General features: G+C 63.6%; 14 protein-coding genes and 1 pseudogene. 11 read left to right on the forward strand and 4 right to left on the reverse strand.

Annotated elements, in window-relative coordinates; translation table 11 throughout:
• Positions 1 to 72 precede the first annotated feature (72 nt).
• The 10 genes from hutI (at position 73) to ACYG9V_RS15395 (ending at position 20,416) form a co-directional block, all read left to right on the forward strand.
• Entirely contained in the window at positions 73 to 1,308 is a 1,236-nt protein-coding gene (gene hutI, locus ACYG9V_RS15350; RefSeq protein ID WP_352764160.1) for an imidazolonepropionase, read from the forward strand.
• Positions 1,305 to 2,843, forward strand: coding sequence for a histidine ammonia-lyase (gene hutH / locus ACYG9V_RS15355; RefSeq protein ID WP_352764161.1), 1,539 nt, complete (start codon positions 1,305 to 1,307; stop codon positions 2,841 to 2,843). The genes hutI and hutH overlap by 4 nt, the downstream gene beginning before the upstream one ends.
• A gap of 1 nt (position 2,844) precedes the next feature.
• Positions 2,845 to 3,657, forward strand: coding sequence for an N-formylglutamate deformylase (gene hutG, locus ACYG9V_RS15360; RefSeq protein WP_023743653.1), 813 nt, complete (start codon positions 2,845 to 2,847; stop codon positions 3,655 to 3,657).
• A 25-nt stretch (positions 3,658 to 3,682) separates the two neighbouring features.
• Positions 3,683 to 5,356: a urocanate hydratase gene (gene hutU, locus ACYG9V_RS15365; RefSeq protein WP_023672900.1), complete on the forward strand. Its 1,674-nt coding sequence runs from the start codon at positions 3,683 to 3,685 to the stop codon at positions 5,354 to 5,356.
• 12 nt (positions 5,357 to 5,368) lie between these two features.
• Positions 5,369 to 5,968, forward strand: coding sequence for a HutD/Ves family protein (locus ACYG9V_RS15370; RefSeq protein ID WP_031215462.1), 600 nt, complete (start codon positions 5,369 to 5,371; stop codon positions 5,966 to 5,968).
• A gap of 289 nt (positions 5,969 to 6,257) precedes the next feature.
• Positions 6,258 to 14,837 carry a GH36-type glycosyl hydrolase domain-containing protein gene (locus ACYG9V_RS15375; RefSeq protein ID WP_352764163.1) on the forward strand — a complete coding sequence of 2,860 codons (8,580 nt, stop codon included), beginning with the start codon at positions 6,258 to 6,260 and terminating at the stop codon, positions 14,835 to 14,837.
• Between the two features lie 344 nt (positions 14,838 to 15,181).
• The gene (locus tag ACYG9V_RS15380; protein ID WP_023672897.1) at positions 15,182 to 16,954 is read left to right on the forward strand and encodes a glucan ABC transporter ATP-binding protein/ permease; all 1,773 of its coding nucleotides are present in this window, start codon (positions 15,182 to 15,184) and stop codon (positions 16,952 to 16,954) included.
• Positions 16,955 to 17,125: 171 nt separating this feature from the next.
• Positions 17,126 to 17,887, forward strand: a complete 762-nt coding sequence (locus ACYG9V_RS15385; protein ID WP_352676752.1) for a heme ABC transporter permease — start codon at positions 17,126 to 17,128, stop codon at positions 17,885 to 17,887.
• A 190-nt stretch (positions 17,888 to 18,077) separates the two neighbouring features.
• Positions 18,078 to 18,749: an outer membrane protein gene (locus tag ACYG9V_RS15390; RefSeq protein ID WP_352676756.1), complete on the forward strand. Its 672-nt coding sequence runs from the start codon at positions 18,078 to 18,080 to the stop codon at positions 18,747 to 18,749.
• A gap of 77 nt (positions 18,750 to 18,826) precedes the next feature.
• On the forward strand, positions 18,827 to 20,416 hold the full coding sequence (locus tag ACYG9V_RS15395) for a tetratricopeptide repeat-containing sulfotransferase family protein (protein ID WP_352765956.1): 1,590 nt from the start codon (positions 18,827 to 18,829) through the stop codon (positions 20,414 to 20,416).
• A gap of 47 nt (positions 20,417 to 20,463) precedes the next feature.
• Here the strand turns inward: ACYG9V_RS15395 and ACYG9V_RS15400 are convergent, their stop codons facing one another.
• From ACYG9V_RS15400 to ACYG9V_RS15410, 3 genes and pseudogenes are all read right to left on the reverse strand, one after another.
• Complete coding sequence (locus ACYG9V_RS15400) at positions 20,464 to 20,760, reverse strand: addiction module antidote protein (RefSeq protein WP_023824557.1); 297 nt, start codon at positions 20,758 to 20,760, stop codon at positions 20,464 to 20,466.
• A pseudogene (locus tag ACYG9V_RS15405) lies at positions 20,753 to 21,057 on the reverse strand (type II toxin-antitoxin system RelE/ParE family toxin). Before ACYG9V_RS15405 ends, ACYG9V_RS15400 begins: the two are co-directional and overlap by 8 nt.
• 69 nt (positions 21,058 to 21,126) lie before the next feature.
• Positions 21,127 to 22,185, reverse strand: a complete 1,059-nt coding sequence (locus ACYG9V_RS15410; RefSeq protein WP_352497320.1) for a D-TA family PLP-dependent enzyme — start codon at positions 22,183 to 22,185, stop codon at positions 21,127 to 21,129.
• A 149-nt stretch (positions 22,186 to 22,334) separates the two neighbouring features.
• Between ACYG9V_RS15410 and ACYG9V_RS15415 the strand changes: the two genes are divergently transcribed.
• Complete coding sequence (locus tag ACYG9V_RS15415) at positions 22,335 to 23,021, forward strand: D-lyxose/D-mannose family sugar isomerase (RefSeq protein ID WP_023694398.1); 687 nt, start codon at positions 22,335 to 22,337, stop codon at positions 23,019 to 23,021.
• Positions 23,022 to 23,028: 7 nt separating this feature from the next.
• Here the strand turns inward: ACYG9V_RS15415 and ACYG9V_RS15420 are convergent, their stop codons facing one another.
• Positions 23,029 to 23,382, reverse strand: coding sequence for a hypothetical protein (locus ACYG9V_RS15420; protein WP_023753711.1), 354 nt, complete (start codon positions 23,380 to 23,382; stop codon positions 23,029 to 23,031).
• Positions 23,383 to 23,392 lie beyond the last annotated feature (10 nt).

A 23,392-nucleotide genomic window follows, 5' to 3' on the forward strand; every position in this document is an offset into this window, starting at 1 on the left:
TGAACAATTGCACTTGCAGTGCTTTTCAATATGTATATACATAATCGCCATCCAATCAAACGGAAAAAGATGATGGCGGCACAGAACAAAAGCCGGGCAGGGGGCCTTCACCTTTGGCGCAATGCGCGCCTGGCAACCATGGCCGAAGGCGACGCCGGACTGGGCATTGTCGACAAGGGCGCGATTGCCGCCCGCGACGGTCTCATCGTCTATGCCGGTCCGGAAGCCGACATGCCGTCAGCGTTGGCTCAGGGCGGCGAGACTACCGATTGCGAAGGCCGCTGGATCACGCCCGGTCTCATCGACTGCCACACCCATCTCATCCATGCCGGCAACCGTGCCAACGAGTTCGAGATGCGGCTGGCCGGCGCCACCTATGAAGAAGTCGCCCGTGCCGGCGGCGGCATCGTCTCCTCGGTCGAATCCCTGCGTGCCGCGAGCGAAGACGAACTGGTTGCGCAGACGCTGCCACGCCTCGATGCGCTGATGGCCGAGGGCGTCACCACGGTAGAGGTAAAGTCGGGTTACGGGCTCGATCTCGAACATGAACAGAAGTCGCTTCGCGCCGCGCGGCAGCTGGACAAGCAACGCCCGGTCACGGTCCGCACCACCTTCCTCGGCGCGCATGCGCTGCCGCCGGAAGCAAAAGGCGACAAGGACGCTTTTGTCGATCTCGTCGCCAACACCATCCTCCCCGGAATCGCCGCCGAGGGCCTGGCTGACGCCGTCGACGGCTTTTGCGAGGGCATTGCCTTTTCGCCGGAACAGATTGCCCGCGTCTTCGACAAGGCCAAGGCGCTTGGCCTGCCGGTAAAGCTCCATGCCGACCAGTTGTCCAACCTGCATGGCGCCGAACTCGCCGCCCGCTATGGCGCGCTGTCGGCCGACCATCTCGAATACACCGACGAGGCCGGCGCCGCAGCGATGGCCAAGGCCGGCACCGTGGCGACCATCCTGCCCGGCGCCTATTATTTCATCCGCGAAACCAGGAAGCCGCCGGTCGGCCTGTTCCGCCAGCACGGCGTCAAGATGGCGGTCGCCACCGACAACAATCCCGGGACGTCGCCGCTGACCTCGCTGTTGCTGACCATGAACATGGCCGCGACGCTTTTCGGCCTGACCGTCGAGGAGTGCCTGGCCGGCACCACTCGCGAGGCTGCCCGCGCGCTGGGATTGCTCGGCCAGACCGGCACGCTTGAAGCAGGGAAATCCGCCGACCTGGCGATCTGGGACATCGAGCGTCCGGCCGAACTCGTCTACCGCATGGGCTTCAACCCGCTCCATGCCCGCATCTGGAGAGGACAATGACCGAACTTAACCTGAAGCCCGGCAATGCGACGCTGGCCGACTGGCGCGCTATCTATCGTGGCGCCGTGCCGAAGCTCGACGCTGCCTGCCGTCCGAAGATCAAGGCCAGCGCCGAGGCTGTCGCCCGCATCGTCGCCAAGGGTGAGCCGGTCTACGGCATCAACACCGGCTTCGGCAAGCTGGCCAGCGTCCGCATTCCGGCCGAGGATCTTGAGACCTTGCAGCGCAACATCGTGCTATCGCATGCCGCCGGTGTCGGCGAGCCGATGCCGGTTTCGGTGGTTCGGCTGATGATGGCGCTGAAGCTCGCCAGCCTTGCGCAGGGCGCGTCGGGCGTACGGCCGCAAACCATCGAGTTGCTGGAAGCGATGCTGGCCAACGACGTCATCCCGATGGTGCCGGCGCAGGGCTCGGTCGGCGCCTCCGGCGATCTCGCGCCGCTGTCGCACATGACGGCGGTGATGATCGGCGTCGGCGAATGCTTTACACCGCATGGTCGCTTCCCGGCCAAGGTCGCTTTCATCTCGCACGGCCTGGAGCCCGTGACGCTCGGCGCCAAGGAAGGTCTGGCGCTGCTCAACGGCACGCAGTTTTCCACCGCCTACGCGCTGGCCGCTCTGTTCGAGGCCGAAGTGCTGTATCAGTCGGCGCTGGTCGCCGGGGCGCTGTCGACCGACGCTGCCAAGGGCTCCGATGCACCCTTCGATCCGCGCATCCATCTCCTCAGAAAACACCCGGGCCAGATCGAGACGGCAGCAGCGCTGCGCAATCTGATGGCCGGCAGCGCTATCCGTGAATCGCATCGCGTCGGCGATGAGCGCGTGCAGGATCCGTACTGCCTGCGCTGCCAGCCGCAGGTGATGGGTGCTGCACTCAGCGTGCTGCGCCAGGCTGCCGATACGCTCGGCACCGAGGCCAATGGCGTCACCGACAATCCGCTGATCTTCGCCGAGGACGATACTGCGCTTTCAGGCGGCAATTTCCACGCCGAGCCGGTGGCTTTCGCCGCCGACATGATCGCGCTCGCCGTCTGCGAGATCGGCTCGCTGTCGGAACGCCGCATCGCCATGCTGGTGGACCCGGCGCTGTCCGGCATGCCGGCATTCCTGACGCCGAAGCCCGGCCTGAACTCCGGCTTCATGATCCCGCAGGTGACGGCGGCGGCACTCGTTTCCGAAAACAAGCAGAAGGCCTATCCCGCGAGCGTCGATTCCATCCCGACCTCGGCCAACCAGGAAGACCACGTCTCGATGGCCGCACATGGCGCGCGCCGGCTGATCGGCATGGTCGAGAATGCGACAGCCGTCATCGGCATCGAACTCTTGGCCGCCGCGCAGGGCTGCGATTTCCATGCACCGCTGGCGTCGAGCGCGGCCCTTGAAGCCGTGCGCAAACTGGTCCGCGCAGAAGTGCCGCATCTCGACAACGACCGACATTTCCATCCCGATATGGAAAAGGCCATCGCCATGGTGCGCAGCGGCGCTGCCATCAAGGCTGCCGGCGCGGTGACACTGCCTTCGATTTCGGGAGTCTGACATGGCCGACTGGCTGACAGTGACGGAAGGCACGGCACCCCTGTTGGTGTCCATCCCGCACACGGGTATCGATCTCGCCGGCATCGACAATCGGCTGGTCTCGCCCTGGCTCGGCCGCCGCGATTGCGACTGGTGGATCGACAATCTCTACGATTTTGCCGCCGGCCTTGGCGCGACTGTCGTGCACACGTCGATCTCGCGCACCGTCATCGACGTCAACCGCGATCCCTCCGGCGCCTCGCTCTATCCCGGGCAGACGACAACGACGCTATGCCCGACCGAGACCTTCGACGGCGATCCGCTGTATCTGCCCGGCGCGGAACCGACGCCGTCGGAGATAGACCAGCGCCGCATAGCGTATTTCGTGCCCTACCATGAAATGCTGGCGGCCCAGGCCGTCAGGCTGCGCGGCCTGCATGAGAAGGTCGTCATTTACGATTGCCACTCGATCCGTTCGGTGCTGCCGCGGCTGTTCTATGGCACGCTGCCGGTGTTCAATCTCGGCACCAATGACGGCCAGACCGCGGACCCAATGCTTCAGGCGCTGGTCGGCCAGATCATGGCCGAAAGCGGTGAAAGCAATGTCATCAACGGTCGTTTCAAGGGCGGCTGGATCACCCGCTATTTCGGCAATCCGCAAGCCGGCTACCATGCGCTGCAGATGGAACTTGCCGATCGCGGCTATTTGCGCGAGCCCGAGGGCAAGGGCGAACCGGACAATTGGCCGGTGCCTTATGATGCCGAGTTCGCCGCGCCGATGCGCGCCACACTGACGAAAATCCTCCAATCCGCCATTGACTGGGCCGGGCGCTGAGACGCCGCCTTACTCCAAAGGGACAATGATGAACAATCCTCGCCACAACATCCGCGAAGTGCGCGCGCCCCGCGGCGACAAGCTCAACGCCAAATACTGGACGACCGAAGCGCCGCTGCGCATGCTGATGAACAACCTCGATCCCGATGTCGCCGAAAACCCCAATGAGCTCGTCGTCTATGGCGGCATCGGCCGGGCCGCGCGCACCTGGAACGATTTCGACAGCATCGTCGCCTCGTTGAAGACCCTCAATGAAGACGAGACGCTGCTGGTCCAGTCCGGCAAGCCGGTCGGCGTCTTCCGGACGCACACCGATGCGCCGCGCGTGCTGATCGCCAACTCCAACATCGTGCCGCATTGGGCGACCTGGGACAAATTCAACGAACTCGATAAAAAAGGCCTGATGATGTACGGCCAGATGACGGCCGGCTCCTGGATCTATATCGGCACGCAAGGCATCGTGCAGGGCACCTACGAGACCTTCGTCGAGGCCGGCCGCCAGCACTACAATGGCAACCTTACGGGCAAATGGATCCTGACCGGCGGCCTCGGCGGCATGGGCGGCGCCCAGCCGCTTGCCGCCGTCATGGCCGGCGCCTGCTGCCTCGCCATCGAATGCAATCCGGACTCGATCGATTTCCGGCTGCGCACCCGCTATGTCGACGAGAAGGCCGAGACGCTCGACGAAGCGATGGAAATGATCGAGCGCTGGACCAAGGCCGGCGAGGCGAAGTCGGTCGGCCTGCTCGGCAATGCGGCCGACATCGTGCCGGAAATGTTCAAGCGGGGCATCCGCCCCGACATGGTCACCGACCAGACCTCGGCGCATGACCCGATTAACGGCTATCTGCCCAAGGGCTGGACGATGGCTGAGTGGCGCGAGAAGCGCGTCTCCGATCCCAAGGCTGTCGAGAAGGCCGCCCGCGCCTCAATGCGCGAGCATGTCGAGGCGATGGTCGCGTTCTGGAATGCCGGCGTGCCGACGCTCGACTATGGCAACAACATCCGCCAGGTCGCCAAGGACGAAGGCTTCGAGAACGCCTTTGCTTTCCCGGGTTTCGTGCCGGCCTATATAAGGCCGCTGTTCTGCCGCGGCATCGGCCCGTTCCGCTGGGCTGCTCTTTCGGGCGATCCCGAGGATATCTACAAGACGGACGCCAAGGTGCGCGAACTCACCCCCGGCAACACCCATCTGCACAACTGGCTGGACATGGCACGTGAGCGCATCGCCTTTCAGGGCCTGCCGGCGCGCATCTGCTGGGTCGGCCTCGGCGACCGCCACAGGCTGGGGCTCGCCTTCAACGAGATGGTGGCCAGGGGCGAACTCAAGGCGCCCGTCGTCATCGGCCGCGACCACCTCGATTCCGGCTCGGTGGCTTCGCCCAACCGCGAGACGGAAGCGATGAAGGACGGGTCCGACGCCGTCTCCGACTGGCCGCTGCTCAATGCGTTGCTCAACACCGCGTCGGGCGCAACCTGGGTGTCGCTGCATCATGGCGGTGGCGTCGGCATGGGCTTCTCGCAGCATGCCGGCATGGTCATCGTCGCCGACGGCACGCCGGACGCCGCAAGGCGCCTGCAGCGCGTGTTGTGGAACGATCCGGCGACAGGCGTCATGCGCCACGCCGATGCCGGCTACGACATCGCCATCGAGTGCGCGAAGGAGCACCAGCTCAATCTGCCCGGTATTTTAGGCTGATTGGCTTAAATGATGCGCATCCTACGGGCCGCCGACTACCGGGTCATGCCGTGGAAGAATGGCGGCGGCACGACCACCGAGATCGCCGTCTCGCCGGACGGCGCCGGCCTGGACGATTTCGACTGGCGCGTTTCGATGGCGCGAGTCGAGGATAGCGGGCCGTTCTCGGGCTTTGCCGGCGTCGACCGCACGCTGGCCGTGCTGGAAGGCGAGGGCATCGTCCTCGACATTGCTGGCCGGCGGCCGGCCGAAGTGACGGCGGCTTCCGCCCCGCTGTCCTTCCCGGCCGATGTGCCGACCTCGGCGGCGCTGATCTCCGGTCCGATCACCGACCTCAACGTTATGACCCGCCGCGGGCGGGCCATGCACACGGTCGAGCGCCTGGTGGTCTCGGTTCCGACCGATATCCGGCCGACCAGCGCTATGACCCTGATCCTGCCGTTCGACGGCGAGGTCGGCCTCAGCGGCCCGACATCGTCTCGTCTTGGACCCCTCGACACGCTGTTGCTCGGTCCGCAGGCGAAACTACGGGTTGAACCGGTACGGCCGACGACCGTGTTCGTCGTCCGGATAGCCAGGCTGGGCCAGCCGCACCGCCAGCACAACGATTAACGCCTGTTGCCAAACATGATCGCACGCCGGAGAAATCTGGCGTAAGCTGTTGTCTGGATCACGAAAAAGCCCGAATCCTTCCGTCGTTCCAAGGCGGACGGGAGGGCAGGGGTGCTCGTCCTTGAGTTGTCGAAAGCCCCACTTAAAATGTCGAAGGGATAACGCCTCTGGCGTGGTGCGAAGCAAAACTTTCGGCCAGTGTAATCATGCAACCAATTGCATTTGAATCGGTTTTAGGGACATTGCCGTGGCGGTGGCGCCGCATCGCGTCCCCCATGCGGAATTTTCAATGAATATCCAGACAAATCCTGCCCATATCGAAAAGTCCAGCGCCGGCTTCCCGGTCATCACCGAAGAGCCGATACGCTCCAATTTCCTGCCCGAAGAGCGGCTGCGCGCGCTGGGCGAAAGCCTTGCCAAGGGCGACATCAAGGACCTGTTCGGCCTGACGCCGTTCGATTTCCAGGCCCGCATCCGCGACAGCGCCAAGAAAATCCTCGAAGTCTACCGCTCGACCAATGCCGCCCAGGCCAAGGGCGAAACCATCACGCCTGCCGCCCAATGGCTGCTCGACAACAATTATCTCGTCGAGGAGACCATTTTTCAGGTGAAGCGCGACCTGCCGCGCCGTTTCTACCGGCAGTTGCCGACCCTGAAAGTGGCCGATCGCGCCGCGGTGCCGCGCGCGCTGGCCCTGGCCTGGAGCTATGTCGCCCATTCCGACAGTTCGGTTTCGGCGACCATGTTCAAATCCATCGTCGAGGGTTTTCAGTCGGTCGAGCCGCTCAAGATCGGCGAGCTCTGGGCGCTGCCGTCGCTGCTGCGCTTCGTTTTGATCGAGAATCTGCGCCGCATCGCCGTGCGCGTCGACCGCACCAGGCAGATGCGCCATATCGCCAACGAGGTCGCCGACCGCGTGCTGGCGACCGACGACAATGCAGACCGCCGGAAGATCCTGTCGGGCTACGGCGCGCATGCGCAGGACACCACCTTCGCCACCCAGTTGCTCTACCGCCTGCGCGACGGCTCGCAGAATGCCGGCAGGGCGCTGGAATGGCTGGAGGTCGAGCTCGAGAAAACCGGCTCCGACGCCGAGGAAATCATCATTTCCGAGCATCGCACGCTGTCCAGCGGCAATGTCACCACCGGCAATATCATCCGCGGCCTGCGCCTCATCAACGACGTCGACTGGACGGTGTGGTTCGAGGGCGTCAGCCGCATCGACACGCTGTTGCGCGAGCGCACCGATTTCGCCGCGCTCGATTTCTTTTCGCGCGACCAGTACCGCACGTCGATCGAGCAACTGGCGCGCCGCTCCGACCTGTCCGAATTCCGTGTCGCCGAAAAGGCCATCGAGCTGGCCAGCCATGTTCCCGGGGTCACCGATGCCTCCGGCGTGCCGGATGCATCAGCCGATCCGGCCATGCATACCGATGTCGGCTTCTTCCTGGTCGGCCCGCGCCGGCCGGATCTGGAAAAGGCGATCGGCTATCGGCCGCCCTTCCATGTGACTTTCAAGCGCGCCTTCACCGCCACGGGCTGGCTCGGCATCGTTGTGCCGGTCTTCCTGCTGACGGTGCTGCTGCTGGTTGTCTCCGGCAATGCGCTTGCCCATCTCGGCCTGTCGGTGGAATCCATCACGCTGATGCTGGCGCTGTTTGCGGTGCCTGCCAGCGAAGGCGCGCTCGCCTTCTTCAACACCGTTGTTTCACTGTTCCTGAAGCCGACGCGGCTCGTCGGCTATGATTACAAGCACGGCATTCCGGCGGCATCACGCACCTTGGTCGTGGTGCCGTCGCTGATCGGCTCGCGCGATGATGTCGAGGAAAACATCCGCAACATCGAGGTGCATCACCTCGCCAACACGGCCGAAGAAATCCATTTCGCGCTGCTGTCCGACTGGCCGGATTCCAAGACCGAGATCGACGCCGCCGACATCGAGATCCTGCAATATGCGCGCGACGAGATCGCCAGGCTCAATGCCCGTTATCCCTCGGAAGGCGCGCCGCGTTTCTATATCCTGCATCGCCGCCGGCTCTACAACCAGGCGCAGGGCGCCTGGATGGGCTGGGAGCGCAAGCGCGGCAAGCTGCATGAGCTGAACCTTCTCTTGCGCGGCGACAGCGACACCACGTTCCTGCCGCTCGACGTGCCGCTGCCGGAAAAGGTCGTCTATGTCATGACGCTCGACGCCGACACGCGCACCACGCGCGACGCCGTGTCGTCACTGGTCGGCAAGCTCGCCCATCCGCTCAACCGCCCGCATTTCGACGCGACAAAGCGCGTCGTTACCGCCGGCTACACCATTCTGCAGCCGCGCATCACAGCCTCGCTCACCAGCGGCGACGACGCTTCTTTCTTCCAGCGCGTCTTCTCGTCCAACAGCGGTCTCGATCCTTACGTCTTTGCCGTCTCGGATCTCTACCAGGACGTCTTCAGCGACGGCTCCTTCACCGGCAAGGGCCTTTATCACGTCGACGCTTTCGAGGCGGCGCTGCAGGGCCGCATCGAGGAAAACACCGTCCTCAGCCACGATCTGCTCGAAGGTGCGCTGGCGCGCGCAGCACTTGTCACCGACGTCGAACTGGTCGAGGACTATCCTACCCGCTACTCGGTCGACGCCTCGCGCCACCACCGCTGGGCGCGCGGCGACTGGCAGCTGCTGCGCTTCATCTTCTCGCCGCGTTCCGGCGTGCCGGCGCTGTCGCGCTGGAAGATGGTCGACAATCTGCGCCGCTCGCTGACCCCGATCTTCTGGGTGATGGCGGCGATCGCCGGCTGGACGCTGCTGCCCTTCACGCAGGCCGCGCAGTGGCAGGCGCTGCTGATCCTGTCGCTGTTCATGGCGCCGACCTTCGATGTCGTCAACGCCATCCTGCCCAAGAGCGGCGACCAGACGCCGCGCGGCCATTTCTCCGCACTGGCGCACGACACCGTCTTCGGCACGGCCCTTGTGGCGCTGAAAGTGCTGTTGATGGCGCACAATGCCTGGATGATGGGCGACGCCATCGTGCGCACGCTCTACCGCCTGTTCGTCAGCCGCCAGAACCTGCTGGAATGGCGCACCGCGTCGCAGGCGCACAAGGGCGGCGACAACGATATCGGCTCCTATTACAGCATGATGTATGGCGCCGTGATCATCGGCGTCGTCGGTCTCGCTATCCCCGTGCTGGCCGATTCCACCGGTGCCTTCGTCGCCTTCTTCTTCGCTCTGTTCTGGATCGGTTCGCCGGCGGTTGCCTGCTGGATCAGCCGCTCGGCCGAGACCGAGGACCGCCTGCGCATATCGCAGGCCGACATCCACGCGCTGCGCACCGTGGCGCGCCGCACCTGGCATTATTTCGAAACCTTCGTCACGGCCGAGCACCACAATCTGCCGCCCGACAATTTCCAGGAAAGCCCGGCGCCGGTTGTGGCGCCGCGGACGTCGCCGACCAATATCGGCGTCTACCTGCTGTCGGTGGTGTCGGCACGCGATTTCGGCTGGATTGCGCTCTCCGACGCCATCACCCGGATCGACGCCACGATGACGACCATCGAGAGCATGCCGCGCAACCGTGGCCACCTCTTCAACTGGTACGACACCACGACGCTCAAGCCGCTCTATCCGCTCTACATCTCCGCCGTCGACAGCGGCAATCTCGCCGGACATCTGGTCGCGGTGGCGGCTGCCTGCGCCGAATGGGCGGAAGCCCCGTCCGTTCACCTGCAGGGCGATTTCGAAGGCGTCCTCGACACGGTGAGTATCCTCGACGAGAGCCTCGAGGAATTGCCTGACGACCGCCGGCAACTGCGGCCGTTGCGCCAGCGTCTGGCCGATCGCCTCGATGGCATGCGGCGCGCCGTCATGACCATCAAGGCGCAGCCGGAGATGGCCTCGATCCGCACCATTAACCTGGCCGTGCTTGCCGGCGAGATCCGCAAGCTCGCCACCGCCATCCACACCGAGGCCGGATCGCAGCGCAGCGACATTATCGCCGACTGGGCGGCACGGCTGGAAGCGACCTGCGAGGCGCATGTGCATGACTCGCACAGCGACGAAAACGCCGTCGAAGCCTTGCGCGCCAAGCTGCTGGCGCTGCGCGAACGCTGCCGCCGCTATGCCTTCGAGATGGATTTCTCTTTCCTGATGCGTCAGGAGCGCAAACTGCTGTCGATCGGCTACCGGGTCGAGGAGCATCAGCTCGATGAGAGCTGCTACGATCTGCTCGCCTCCGAGGCGCGGCTGACCAGCCTGTTCGCCATCGCCAAGGGTGACCTGCCGACGGAGCATTGGTTCCGGCTTGGAAGGCCGATCGTCGAGATCGGCTTCCAGGGTGCGCTGATGTCCTGGTCGGGCTCGATGTTCGAGTATCTGATGCCGCCATTGGTGATGAAGGAACCGCAGGGCTCGATCCTCAACCAGACCAGCAAGCTGATCATCAAGCGTCAGATCCAGTACGCGCGTTCGAAGAACGTGCCCTGGGGCATTTCGGAAGCGGCCTACAATGCCCGCGACCGCGAACTGACCTACCAGTATACCAATTTCGGCGTGCCCGGACTTGGGCTCAAGCGTGGCCTTGGCCAGAACACGGTGATCGCGCCTTACGCCACGATCCTCGCGGCGCAGTTCACACCGCGCGAATCCGTCCAGAATCTGGCCAGGCTGCGCTCCATCGGCGCTCTCGGCCGGCATGGCTTTTACGACGCCGTCGACTTCACGCCGCAGCGCGTGCCGGAAGGCACCGACCATGCCGTTGTCCTGAACTACATGGCGCATCACTCCGGCATGTCGATCGCCGCCGTTGCCGACGCCATCTTCGAGGGCCGGCTGCGCGACCGCTTCCATAGCGATCCGGTGATCGAGTCTGCCGAACTCCTGCTGCAGGAGAGGGCGCCGCGCGACATCCCGACCGCCACGGTCAGGACCGAAGCCGACGAGCGTTCGAAGGACGAGACCGAGGTCGAGAGCCCGGACTCGCGCATTATCCTCGACCCGCTGAGGGCGTTGCGCGCCACCAGCGTCATGTCCAATGGCCGCTACTCCGTCATGGTCTCGGCCACCGGTTCCGGTTACAGCCGCTGGGGCGAACTCGCCGTCACCCGTTGGCAGCCCGACCCGACCGAAGACCGGCTCGGCTCCTACATCTTCCTGCGCGACGCCGGCAGCGGCGACTGGTGGTCGGCCACCGCAGAGCCGAAGCAGGCGACCGGCGAGAGAGTGCAAACGCTGTTTTCCGACGACAAGGCGAGCTTCGTCAAAACAGTGGGCTCGCTGCGTTCGGAGGTCGAATGCATCGTCATCTCGGAAGGCAATGGCGAGGGACGGCGCGTCACGCTCTACAACGACGGCGCCACTGACCGGCATATCGAGGTGACCTCCTTTGCCGAGCTGGTGCTGGGCAACGAAGCCTCCGACAATGCCCATCCTGCGTTCTCGAAAATGTTTATCGAGACCGAGATCGCTGCCAATAACGGCGCCATCTTTGCCACCAGGCGCAAGCGCGAGAAGAACGAGCCTGACGTCACCATGGTGCATTTCGTCACCGATCCGTCCGGGTCGGCGCGCGATGCCGAGGCCGAAACCGACCGCCGTGCCTTCATCGGCCGTGGCCGTACCATCGCGGAAGCGGCGGCCTTCGATCCCGGCGCCAAGCTTGGCGGTCACCACGGCTTCACCCTCGATCCGGTAGCGGCCCTGCGCCGCCAGGTGCGGGTGCCGGCCAACAAGAAGATATCGCTGACCTTCTGGACCGCCGTCGGCGCCAACCGCGCCGAACTGGACGAGGCCATCGCCAGGCTCGACCATCCCGAAAGTTTTGCTCGCCAGGCGATGCTTGCCTGGACGCGTTCGCAGGTGCAGACCCGCCATCTTGGTCTCAGCCTGACCGACGCCGCCAACGTGCAGAAGCTGGCGCGCTTCCTGATCTATCCCGATCCGTTCCTGCGCCTTCCCGGCGAATCCGTCGCTTCGGGGCTGGGCAAGCAGTCCAGCCTGTGGCCGACCAGCATTTCGGGCGATTTCCCGATCTTCCTGGTCCGCATCGGCGACGTGGCCGACCTCGAAATTGTCGCCCAGGCGCTGCGCTTCCAGGAGTATATGCGCGCCCGCGGCATGATGATCGACTTCGTGGTCGTCAACGAGCAGGCATCGTCCTATGTCCAGGACCTGCAGCGCGCGGTCGAGACGCTGTGCGAAAACAGCCGCCTGCGCGGCAAGGAACTCGGGCCGCGCCAGCACATCTTCGCCGTGCGCCGCGACCTGATGGACGAGGCGACGTACAAGACGCTGCTGGCGGTTGCCCGCGTGGTTCTGCACACACGCAACGGCACCATCTTCGACCAGATCGAACGCGCCGAGGCGGCAGCCTTGCAAGCACGCGATGCCCTGCAGCCGGCGGCCCCCGCGTCACTGCGCGAGCCGTCTCTGCCGGTGCCGGCGGCGCCTGCATACCATGCCGCGTCCGACAGCAGCGCCGACGGCAGCGGCCTCAGCCAGTGGAACGGCTTCGGCGGTTTCGAAGGCGATGGCCGTCACTATGTCACGCGTCTCACCGGCCGGCGCACGACTCCGCAGCCCTGGATCAACGTCGTCTCGAACGCCTCGTTCGGCTTCCATGTCTCGGCCGAAGGCGCTGCCTTCACCTGGAGCCGCAACAGCCGCGATTACCAACTGACGCCATGGTCGAACGATCCGGTCACCAACCGGCCGGGCGAGGGCATCTACATCTACGATCAGGCCAGCGGCAAGGCATTCTCGCCGCTGGCTGCCGTGGTCCGCGATCCCTCGATGACCTATGAGACATGGCACGGCCAGGGCTTCTCGACCTTCCGGTCCAAACGCGGCCCGCTGTCGATGGATCTGACGCACGTCGTCGATCCCGTCGATCCAGTGAAGATCACGCGGCTGCGCATCCAGAACTCGGGCTCGGCGCCGGCGCGGCTGCGCGTCTATGCCTATGCCGAATGGGTCCTCGGCAGCCATCGCTCGAGCACGGCTGCGACCATCATCCCGTCCAGGGATCCAGCGACCGGCGCGCTTCTGGCGCAAAACCCCTACGGTCTCGATTTCGGCGACCGGGTGGCCTTCCTGGCCGCCACCGGTCCGGTGCATTCGGTGACAGCCGATCGTGGCGAGTTCATCGGTAGGCACGGCACCAGCGCCTTCCCGCACGCTGTCGTCAGCGGCGCCGGCCTGTCGGGCCGCGTCGAGGCCGGCGACGATCCGTGCGCAGCTGTCGCCAGCGACATCGACATCCCCGCCGGCGGCGACGTCACGCTGGTCTGGCTGCTTGGCGACGCCGCTACATCAGCCGAAGCGAGCGCGTTGGTGCAGACCCATTCGGGCAAGGATTTCGACCAGCGGCTGGCCGATAATGAACGCGTCTGGCGCGGCTTCCTCGACACCATCCAGGTCGAGACGCCCGACAAGGCGCTCGACGCCATGGTCAATCACTGGCTGCCCTATCAGAGCCTGGCCTGCCGCATCCGCGCCCGCTCGGCCTTTTATCAGGCAAGCGGCGCCTTCGGCTTCCGCGACCAGCTGCAGGACACGCTGGCCCTGCTTGCGCATGATCCGAAACTGGCGCGCGACCAGATCCTCAATGCGGCGCGCCGGCAGTTCCCCGAAGGCGACGTCCAGCATTGGTGGTTGCCGCGCACCGACGCCGGCGTGCGCACCATGATCTCCGACGATGTGGTCTGGCTGGCGCATGCCACCAATCGCTACATCGAGGTGACCGGCGATACAGGGATCCTGAAGGAGCAGCTGCCTTTCATCGACGGGCAGGTGCTGGGCGAGGGCGAGCACGACGCCTTCTTCACGCCGGAAATCTCCAAGACGAACGCTTCGCTTTACGACCATTGCGCGCGCGCGCTCGACCTTGCGATCAAGCGCAGCAGCCCGGCCGGGCTGCCGCTGATCCTCGGCGGCGACTGGAACGACGGCATGAACCGCGTCGGCGAAGCCGGCAAGGGGGAGAGTGTCTGGCTCGGCTGGTTCCTTTTGAAGACGCTGGGCGACTTTACCACCGTGGCCAAGGGGCAGGGCGACACCAAGCGGGCGCAGGCCTGGACAAAACACGCCGATGTGCTGAAGCGGGCGCTGGAAAGCACCGCCTGGGACGGCCAGTGGTATCGCCGCGGCAGCTACGATGACGGCACGCCGCTTGGCTCGCACAATTCGGACGAGTGCAAGATCGACTCCATCGCGCAGTCGTGGAGCGTGCTCTCCGGCGAGGGCGACCCCGCGCGCTCGACCACGGCGATGCAGCAGGCGACGAACCTGCTGGTCGACGACAAGCTCAAGATCGTCAAACTGTTTACCCCGGCCTTCCAGAACACGAGAAAGGACCCTGGTTACATCAAGAGTTATCCGCCGGGCGTGCGCGAGAACGGCGGCCAGTACACCCATGCGGCGACCTGGTTCGTGATCGCGCTCGCCGAAATGGGCCGCTCCGACGATGCCTATCGCTGCTTCTCGATGCTGAACCCGGTCAACCATGCGCTCGACGATGCATCGGCCGAGCATTATCGCGTCGAGCCGTACGTCGTCGCCGCCGACATCTATTCCGGTGAGGACAAGGGCGGTCGCGGCGGCTGGACCTGGTATACGGGCTCAGCTGGATGGCTCTACCGTGCTGCGGTCGAAGGAATTCTGGGCATTGAGCGGCGGGGCAAGCAGATCACGTTCCGGCCGAAACTGCCCAGCCATTGGGACGGCTATTCTGCCACGCTGAAGATGCTGGGGTCGGAGATCAAGGTTCGCGTCATCCGCGACAAAAAGGCCAAATCCATCTCGCTCGAAGTCAATGGAACCAAGACAAAGTCTTCCGGTTTTCAGCCGAAAGCCGGCGACAAGACCGAGGTGGTCGTCAAGATACCCGCGTAAAATCAAAGGCTTCAGGTTATTGACGCGCGCCTTTCGAGGCGCGCGTTTTCTACTTCGGCATGCTCCTCGCGAAGAACGGCGTGCCTTCCCGGATACCGGCGGTCCAAGCGTGCAGTGACTAAAAATGTGGCAGCGCCAGATGCTGCCATGATTTTGCCGCAAGACTGACATTTCACCTTTTATCTCAAACCGTTAGGTGATCACGGCAGATTTCGCAACGTCGTCATCTTTTGTTCGCAGAATGGGAACGGAAGAGGTAGACGGGCATTGTTTTGCGACCCGTTAACCGGTACGTGTCAAGAAATGGTGCGGTGCACAATAATGTTTTGGGCGGAGTAGCTGAAGTGTCACTTCTGCAAATCTACTGGAGAGCGCTGGGTTATCTCGCAGCCGACAGGAAGCGCGTTGCGTTTATCTGCGGTGCGAATGTCGCGCTCGCCATTATCGCCATCCTCGAGCCGATCATGTTCGGCCGGGTAATCGACGCCATCTCCGATAAGGGTTCGGTGTTTTCGACGCTGGCGCTGTGGGCCGGTCTCGGCGCCTTTAACATCGTCGCCTTCGTGCTGGTGGCGCGCGGCGCCGACCGTTTTGCCCACAAGCGGCGCAGCGAGGTGCTGTGCCAGTCGTTCGAGCGCGTGATCACCATGCCGCTCGCCTGGCACCACCAGCGCGGCACCTCCAACGCGCTGCACACGCTGCTGCGCGCCGTCGAGACGCTGTTCAGCCTGTGGCTTGAATTCATGCGCCAGCATCTGTCGACGGCGGTTGCGCTGGCTCTGCTGATTCCGACCGCGATAAGCATGGATCTTCGCATGTCGCTGGTGCTAATGGCGCTGGGCGTTCTCTATGTCGGCATCGGCCGGCTTGTGATGAAGCGCACCAAGGCGGGCCAGGCCGCGGTCGAGCGCCACTACCATCAGGTCTTCGCGCATGTGACCGACTCGGTCAGCAATGTCGCCGTGCTGCAGAGCTACAACCGTCTCGGCCACGAGGCCGATACGCTGCGCCGCTATGTCAAGAACCTGCTCGACGCGCAGAACCCGGTGCTCGACTGGTGGGCGATGGCCAATGCGTTGCACCGCCTGTCGTCGACCATATCGATGATGGTTGTGCTTTTGATCGGCGCCTATCTGGTCACCCATGGCCAGCTCAAGATCGGCGACGTCATCGCCTTCACCGGCTTTGCCACGCTGCTGATTGCCCGCCTCGACCAGATGTCGGCTTTCGCCAACCAGATTTCGGAAGCCCGCGCCAAGCTCGAGGACTTCTATCACCTCGAGGATTCGGCCGCCGACTCCGCCGAGCCGGACGGCTTGCGCGACCTCACCAACGTCACCGGCCACGTCCGCTTCGAGAATGTCGGCTTCGAGTTTGCCAATTCGAGGCAGGGCGTCGACGACGTCTCCTTCGAAGTCCAGGCCGGGCAGACGGTTGCCATCGTCGGCCCGACCGGCGCCGGCAAGACGACGCTGATCAACCTCTTGCAGCGCGTCTTCTCGCCGTCTCATGGCCGTATCCTGATCGACGGCATCGACACCCGCACGGTGACCCGCAAGTCGCTGCGTCATTCGATCGCCACCGTCTTCCAGGATGCCGGCCTGCTCAACCGCTCGATCGAGGACAACATCCGCGTCGGTCGTGCCGAGGCGACTTATGACGAGGTTCACGCCGCCGCCAACGCGGCTGCCGCGCAGGATTTCATCCTTGCCAAGAGCGCCGGTTACGACACCGTCGTTGGCGAGCGCGGCGGCCAGCTTTCGGGCGGCGAGCGTCAGCGCATCGCCATTGCCCGCGCCGTGCTCAAGGACGCACCGATCCTGGTGCTCGACGAGGCAACGAGCGCGCTCGATGTCGAGACCGAGGACCGCGTCAAGGAAGCCATCGACGAACTGAGGCGCAACCGCACCACCTTCATCATCGCCCACCGCCTGACCACCGTCCGCGACGCCGACCTGGTCGTGTTCATGGACAAGGGCAAGGTGGTCGAGATGGGCGGCTTCGCCGAACTGTCGCTGCGCAATGGCCGTTTCGCCAGCCTGCTGCGCGCCGGCGGCCTGCTCAACGACGAGGAAGTCCGCCGTCTCAGCCGCACGGTGAATATCGAAGCTGCGTAAGCTTTTTTACCTCCCCCTTGTGGGGAGGTCGGACCCGTAGGGTCCCGGTGGGGGTGGTGCCCCACCACCCCCACCCCGCTGCTTTGCAGCGACCTCCCCACAAGGGGGGAGGGTAAGCACTGCGACAACCACTCGATTGCCCCGAACGCGCCGCCGGTCTATCTAGACCTTATGAGCGACACCTCCTCACGCCTCGCCGGCTGGACCGACCTCGCCAACCCGACGCGCTTTGTCGGGCTGGCCGATAGGCTGGTGCCGTGGCTGGCGTCGATCGCCGCGATCCTGCTAGCCATCGGTCTCTATATGAGCTTTGCCGCGCCTGAGGATTTCCAGCAAGGCATCACGGTGCGCATCATGTATATCCACGTGCCTTTCGCCTGGCTCGCCATGATGTGCTACACGGTGATGGCGGTCGCCGCGCTCGGCACGCTGGTCTGGCGCCATCCGCTGGCCGACGTCGCGCTAAAATCTGCAGCCCCGATCGGCGCCACCTTCACCGCGCTTGCTCTGGTGACCGGCTCCATCTGGGGCAAGCCGATGTGGGGCACCTGGTGGGTGTGGGACGCGCGCCTGACGTCGGTCTTCGTCCTGTTCCTGATGTATCTCGGCATCATCGCGCTGACGCGTGCGCTGGATGACGCCAGCCGCGCCGCCTGGGCCGCCGCCATCATCACGCTCGTCGGCTTCATCAACATCCCGATCATCAAATTCTCGGTCGACTGGTGGAACACGCTGCACCAGCCGGCCTCGGTGTTCCGGCTCGGCGGACCGACGATCGATCCCAGCCTGCTATGGCCGCTGCTGGTCATGGCGCTCGGCTTCACCGTGCTGTTCTTCGCGCTGCATTTGATGGCGATGCGCACTGAGATTCGCCGCCGGCGGGTCATTGCCATGAGGCGCATCGCGGCGCGGCAGGCAGAGCAACGCGACTAGGCGGTTCTCTTCCGGCCACTCGAATGACAACCGAAACAGCAGCCTTTGCCTATCTCCGTCTAAATTAGAGTATGCTGCTATGTTGCTGCATAGCAACGAGGATTCCTGAAAGAGTGCCCTGACTGCGTCTGCTTATTGACAGCTCCAACCGCAGGCGAGCAAGTAGCTGGAAGGCTACGAGGAATCGACGATGAAACTGCTTCTACTGGCTGGTGTGGCGACAACGGCATTGGTGCTTGGCTGGAGTTCGGCGTACGCCGCCGACGCGATCGTCGACGTTCCGAGGGCGGAGGATCTCTGGTACGTCACGCTCTTTGGCGGCGCCAGTTTCCCGAACCATGTGAAGACGGACTACAATGGTACTGGCTATTCAGTCGATCTTGATACCGGGTTCGTAATCGGCGGCGCTGTCGGTCGGCGCATCAACGATGTGTTTCGTGTCGAAGGCGAACTGTCCTACGCGCGCTACAAGGCAAGCGAATACAGCTACACGGGCGTCGGCAACTATCCGGCTTCCGGCAATCTGTCGGCCACCTATCTTCTCGCCAACGTCTGGGCCGATGTTGCGCATTTTGGTGATGCCAAACTCTATGTCGGCGGCGGTCTCGGCGCGGCCTATGTTACCGCCGACACTCACTTTGATGGCCACGCCTTTGGATACGGGCCTGGCGGCTGGGGTTTCGCCGGCCAAGTGGGCGCCGGTGTTACCTACGCGGTAACGCAGAATGTCGACCTCGATCTCGGTTACCGCTTCAAGGCCGTGACAAGCGTGGATCTAGACGACAATGATGGCGGCGGCACATACGAGAACGCCAAATTGTACTCCCACAATCTCCAGCTTGGCGTAACCCTGAAGTTCTGATTGGTTCGTCGCAGGCCGCGACCGGGATTTGACGGATGCCGCTCTTGCCACGCCGGCAACCCCTGGGTCCGCCGGCAATGATCCCAGCTTCGCTGCCGACCGCCGGTGAGTCGGCGGAAAAGACATTGCAGCGCGGCATCGACCTGCAACGGCGCAAGCGTTTTCGCGAGGCCGAGTTCTGCTACCAGACGGTGCTTCGCACGCAGCCCAAAAATGCCATGGCGCTGAACCTGATGGGCACGCTGGCCATCGAGGCCGAACATCATAACGCCGCCATTGCCTATATGGAAAGGGCGGTCAAGCTCGAACCGGACAACGCCATCTTCCGCAACAATCTCGGCAACGCCTACAATGTCACCGGCAACGTCGACAAGGCGCGCAGACATCTGAGAAAGGCGATCGAGCTCGATGGAGGGCTCATCGAAGCGCTGTGCAATCTCGGCCGCTCCTACCGCAGCCAGCTCGAGGGCGACATTGCCGAAGGGTTCTATCGCCAGGCGCTGGCTATCGACGGCCAGTCGGTGATGGCACTTGCCGGTATGGGCGATTTGCTCACCGACATTGGCCGGCCGGCCGAGGCGGTCGAATGCTTCAGCAAGGCCCTTGCCATCGACCCGGGCCATGTCGAGGCGCTGGCTGGAATGGCGCTTGCGCGCCGGGCGGTCAAGGACGATCCGACGTTGCCTTTGGTGCTGAAACGCCTGGAATTGCCGACAACCACCGATCGCGAGCGGGTAGTGCTGCACCACGCCGCCGGCAAGATGCTCAACGATCAGCGCGAGTATAGCCCGGCCATCCGCCATTTCGCGAGGGCCAAGGCGATTTCCGGCAATGATTTCGACATCGACCGGCACACCCAGCTTTACGACAGCTTCATCGACACCTTCGACGCTGGCTTCTTCAAGACGCGAGCCAGTTTGGGAAATCCATCCAGGCGCCCGGTCTTCATCGTCGGCATGCCCCGGTCGGGAACGACGCTGACCGAGCAGATATGCGCCAGCCATCGCGATATCCATGGCGCCGGCGAGTTGTCGACCATTCGGTCACTTGCCGGCGAACTTGGGTTCGACAAGCTCGACCCAGCCATTTTCACCAAGGGCATGGCGGCGCTCACTGCGGCCAAGGCCAAGGAGCTTGGATCGAAGTATCTCGACGATCTCAACAGACGCAACAGCAAGGCGCGGCTTGTCGTCGACAAGATGCCGCATAATTTCGAGCTGCTGGCCTTCATCAGCCTGATCTTGCCGAATGCCCGCATCATCCATTGCCGGCGTGACCCGATGGACAATTGCGCGTCCTGTTTCATGCATAACTTTTCCGAGGCGCACGGCTATAATGCCGATCTGACCAAGATTGGGCAGTATTACCGGCAGTATGACCGCCTAATGCGCCATTGGGCCAAGGTCATCCCGCTGGATATCCACGACATACCCTACGAAGAAACGGTCGCCGATTTCGAAAATCGCGCCCGTGTATTGATCGGATTCCTCGGCGTCGAGTGGGACGATGCCTGCCTGCGTTTCAACGAAACCGAGCGCACGGTGCGGACGCCGAGCCGCTGGCAGGTGCGCCAGCCGATCTATTCATCCTCGGTCGAGCGCTGGAAGCTGTATGGCGACGCGCTGGATCCGCTGAAGGCGGCGCTGGGTCCGGTTTATCAGTCCTGATTTCAGTTGGCCCGAACAACCTCGCGCTCGACGCGCGCTGGCGTAGATTAGACATGAGTTGCATCGTGCTTTGGGGCCAAATGAAAGCCGAATGCTTTCATGACCGCCAGTGTGGTTTCCAGCGTAGGATTGCCGTTTTCGCTGAGCGAGGTATAAAGATGCTCGCGAGCCAAGCCGGTCTTTCTGGCAATGTTGCTCATCCCCTTGGCGCGGGCAACGACACCGAGGGCGGACGCGACGAATTTGGCGTCTCCGGTTTCCATTGCCTCTGCCAGAAACGCCTCGATTGCCGTATCGGAATCGAGCATTTCGGCGGGATCGAAATCATAGATTTTTTCAACCATTGTCGTCACTCCATTCTACGGCCAGGCGCTTTGCTGTCCGTATGTCGGTTTCTTGTGAACTTTTATCCCCGCCGCACAGGAGCAGGATGACCGTTTCACCGCGCTTGTGAAATAAACGCGATAGCCGGGCCCATAGTGAATGCGCAATTCACTGATGCCTTCACCCACTGGGGCCACGTCGCCGGGATTTCCTACAATCAAACGTTGCAGCCGAACGGCAATTGCCGCCTTGGCTCTTCCGTCTTTCAGCTTTTGGTGCCACCTCCGAAAGGTGGCTGTCTGCTTCAGGATTGCCATGGGGACTAGTAAGTTATAAATTACAATTCGTCAATGTCGAAATAGGGCGAGCCTCCAAAACGAAAAGCCTCACCCCATCCGCCCACGCGCTTCCACCTTCAGCGTTTCCAGCACCTTGTCACCGTCGATCAGATGCACCTGGTCGAACAGGTTGGTCACGACGCAGCAATGATCAGGCACCACGCGAACGCGTTCGCCGATGCGCAGGCTCGCGCCATTCGCAAGCGTGACCGTGCCATGTTCCTCGCTCAAGCTGGTGACGCGGGCGCCGGGCATGCCGAGCAGCTCGCCAAAATCGGCGAGCCCCAGCGTGTCGCTGGACAGCGCCTTGCTGCCGCTGTCGAGGATGGCGCGGGCCGGCGTCGGATGGCTGACCACGGTGGCGAGCACCGTCAGCGCACAATCGTCGAGCGTGCCGACGCCTTTGGCGACCTGGTAGCGGTCGAGATAGATGTAGGTGCCGGGGCGGTATTCGGTGACCACGCTGTCCTCGCCGGAGCGCCACATATCCGGCGTGCCGCCGCTGGAGATGCGTTCACAGGCGAGATCCGACGCCGCAAGGGCCTGCTTGGCGCCGGCCAGCCAGGATTCGGCCTCGGCGGCGCGGCCTGCCGCGGGGTAGGTCATCAGTCCGCCGAAGGTGAGCCCCTTGGCCTGGTCGATGATTTTCGCCAAGGCCAACGCCTCGGCGGCGCTCTGCACACCGCAGCGGCCCATGCCGGTGTCGCATTCGACCAGCACGGGCAGGGGCCGCCCGGCATCGATGAAAGTAGCGGCGAGCCCCTCCAGCGTTTCGCGGCTGTCGGCCGTCACTGACAGCGTCACACGACCATGCAGGGCCTTGAGCCGCTCCAGCTTGGCGCGGCCAAGGATGTTGTAGGGCAGGAAAATATCGGTCAGCCCGGCATCGGCCATCACTTCGGCCTCGCCGATCTTCTGGCAGGTGATGCCGACCGCGCCGGCCGCCATCTGCTTCTTCGCCCAATAAGGCAGCTTGTGCGTCTTGATGTGCGGCCTGAGTTTCAGCCCGTGGCGGTCGGCATGCGCCTGCGCTCGTGTGATGTTGGCTTCGGCGCGGGCCGCGTCGATGAGGATCGCCGGCGTGTCGAGGTCGTCTATGCCTTGCATGAATGTCACCCTGGGAAATCTGGCTGACTTATGGCCCCTATCCGCACGGATGTCATGGGGCCAGCACGCAGTTTGCGTCGACACCGCAGCGCTGTTCGGCTATGCGCTTCAGACAACTCCAGGGAACGCGACGCGAAGGGATCACGATCATGAAACGCTCCACCGTCAACGACATCATCCGCGATGCAGACGCCTTCATCCGCTCGTTCGGCTACATCATGCCGCCCTTCGCCTACTGGAGCCCGGAAGAGATGAAGGCGCGCAAGGCCGACTCCGCCGCCATTTTCACCTCGCGGCTCGGTTGGGACATCACCGATTACGGCCAGGAAAAATTCGACGAACTCGGCCTGTTCCTGTTCACCGTTCGCAACGGCGTCTATGCCGACATGAAGAAGGGCATGGGCATGCTTTATGCCGAGAAGATCATGATCTCGCGCAAGGATCAGCTGTCGCCGATGCACCGCCACAACATCAAGGCCGAGGACATCATCAACCGCGGCGGCGGTAAGCTCGTGCTGGAACTGTTCATGCACGATCGCGACGGCGGCATCGATCCGAAGGCCGAAGTGACGGTGCCGGTCGACGGCACCATCCACAGGCTGCCGGCAGGCGGGCTCCTGAAGCTCGACCCGGGCCAGAGCGTGACGCTGCTGCCCGGCGTCTGGCACGCCTTCTGGGCCGAGGGCAAGGATGTGCTGATCGGCGAGGTCTCGACCGTCAATGACGATCTCACCGACAACGTCTTCCGAGAGCCGATCGGCCGCTTCTCCAACATCGACGAGGATGTCGCGCCGGTGCACCTTTTGGTGTCCGACTATGAGAAGTGGGTGGGGTAGGCGATGCCTAATCGCCCCAATTCACCTGCTGAAAGAACGTCCAGATGCTGATCGTGCTGTCATCCCGATCGCTCGTGCTGTGCAGCGTCAGGACAATATCCACGGTGGGCGGCGCCTTGATCAAGACTGTGATCAGGCGCGCGCTGCCGTCAGGCACGATACCTAGGCCTGAGGTCATTTCCCAATTTCCGTCGGCTTGCTGAAGTCGGGAAGAAGTATCTCCGAATTGCTCCCTCATCGATGCATCGTTTGGAAACGGTTCGTCGGTGAGTTCTGCAAATTCCTTCCAGGATCCGGAGACTGCCGCCTGAATGGCGCGTTCTATTCTGGCTTTTTCCGCTTCGCTAACTTGAGCCGGCATCCCGAACTCC

The organism is Mesorhizobium sp. W016, from assembly GCF_054719485.1.